Source organism: uncultured Legionella sp. (genome assembly GCF_937871865.1).
Classification (GTDB): domain Bacteria; phylum Pseudomonadota; class Gammaproteobacteria; order Legionellales; family Legionellaceae; genus Legionella.
Genome location: NZ_CALMPD010000063.1, coordinates 1 through 2,009, shown reverse-complemented (window position 1 = coordinate 2,009; position 2,009 = coordinate 1). Strand labels below are relative to the sequence as shown.

The window sequence follows — 2,009 nt, the reverse complement described above, 5'->3', positions numbered from 1 at the left end:
TTCTTATTTAGTAAAAGGTGAAATGCTGGCGGAAATTGCCAAGGAATTATCGCTCGGTGATTTTCTTTATTTAGGGCAGGGCGAGTTGAAAAGCGGTGGTTTTCGTCGCGCTTCAATTTTAGCTGATGCTCTGGAAGCAGTGTTTGCTGCTATTTTTCTGGATGGTGGTATCGTTGCCGCGCAGGAAGTTATTTTAAACCTGTATCGTTCACGTCTTGATGATCCGAATTTAAATGATTGCCTTAAAGATGCTAAAACTCAACTACAGGAATACCTCCAGGCAGAGAAATATGCGCTTCCAGAATATACTTTAACTAAAATAGAGGGTGATGAGCACGACCAAATATTTTATATATCTTGTTCCGTCGAAGGAATCACTCATATTTCTTATGGCAATGGTCCAAATAGAAGAAAAGCCGAACAGTTAGCTGCCAAGTCATTATTAGAACAGCTGCGTGCCAGAAAATAATTGTCACGTTAAAGGATTAACTTTACCTTTGTGATATCCATAAATTAAAGCCAACTGTTCTCTCTTTCTGAATAAAGTAAGTATGAGGTGATATTTTTTATTAATAGTATCAATAGCATCTGCGTTTTATATAACGCAGTTGCCCTAATGAACAACCCTTTTTATACGAAGTCTTCTAAAATAGCACATACTTCCATCCACTCTTCTTCCGTCTTTTGTAATGAGTTATGAGCGTCCGAGCGTTCCTGTAATAACTTCTCTAATTTCTTTTGTTGCTTGCTGTCTTCATACAAAGCGGGTTCTGCAAGTTGATGATCTAATTTTTGTAGCATACTCTGATAATGTTCAATGAGCTGCTCCAGTTTTTTTAATCGGTTTTGATATACCTTTTTTTCTTTGTAATCATTTGATGCTGCAGTCGTAGCGGTAGTTGTTGCTTTAGCCGAATCTTTGTTTTGAAGCCAGGTATAATAATCATCCAAATCACCATCAAACGGCTGTACTCTTTGTTGGTATACCAAGTAGAAATCATCTACACTGGTTTTCAGCATATGCCGGTCATGTGAAATGAGGATTAATACCCCTTCATAACTTTGGAGCGCAAGTTCAATTGCTGAACGCATGCCTAAATCCAGATGGTTGGTTGGCTCATCAAGTAACAGCAGATTAGGTTTTTGCCATACCAGTTTAGCTAAAGCAAGCCGCGCTTTTTCTCCACCGGAGAAATGATGAATTGCCTGAACTGCCATGTCTCCAATAAAATTAAAGCCACCAAGAAAATCACGGATAGCTTGCTCTCTTACGTCGGGAGAAAGGGCTTGAATGGTTTCTACCGGACTTAATTTACAATCCAATTGTTCTAATTGATGTTGCGCATAATAACCAATTTTTAAATTAACGGAGCGATGAATAATTCCACTTAGGGTTGGTAGAGCTCCAGTTAAGCTTTTAATTAAAGTGGATTTACCTTCACCATTAGGTCCTAATAGAGCAATTCTATCACCGGGGCTAAGAGACAAATTGATCTTTTTTAATATTGGATGGTCAACTTGATAACCTGCATCGACAAGATTACACTGGAGTAATGGATTTCCTGCTCTGGGGCAAGGAAAAAAATCAAAAGAAAATGGAGAGTCCGCCTGGGCTGCAGCAATAATTTCCATTTTTTCTATTGCTTTGAGTCGGCTTTGTGCCTGCTTGGCTTTCGTTGCTTTAGCTTTAAAGCGATTCACGAAGGACATCATATGATTTATTTTAGTTTGTTGCCGCTCATGCATTATTTGTTGCAAGGCCAACTGTTCGGCATGAGTCCTCTCAAAGCAACTGTAGTCTCCGGTATATAAACTCAGTGTTTGATGTTCAATATGCAAGATGTGGGTTACAAAGGCATCAAGAAATTCTCTATCATGAGATATTAAAATAATCGTACTGGGACTTTGTTTTAAGAAACGTTCCAACCAGAAGATAGCCTCCATATCCAGGTGGTTCGTTGGCTCATCAAGTAAGAGTAAAGCCGCTGGTTTCATGAGACATCGTGCAA

At 38.9% G+C, this 2,009-nt stretch carries 2 protein-coding genes; one reads left to right on the top strand and one right to left on the bottom strand.

The window, feature by feature from the left end:
* Positions 1–469 (top strand): putative dsRNA-binding protein (locus Q0495_RS03655; protein ID WP_298623220.1); only part of this gene is annotated, 469 nt, incomplete at its 5' end.
* Positions 470–630: 161 nt separating this feature from the next.
* On the opposite strand, the gene Q0495_RS03650 is transcribed toward Q0495_RS03655, so the two are convergent.
* Positions 631–2,009, bottom strand: a 1,379-nt coding sequence (locus tag Q0495_RS03650) for an ABC-F family ATP-binding cassette domain-containing protein (RefSeq protein ID WP_298623218.1), incomplete at its 5' end; no start/stop codon positions are given.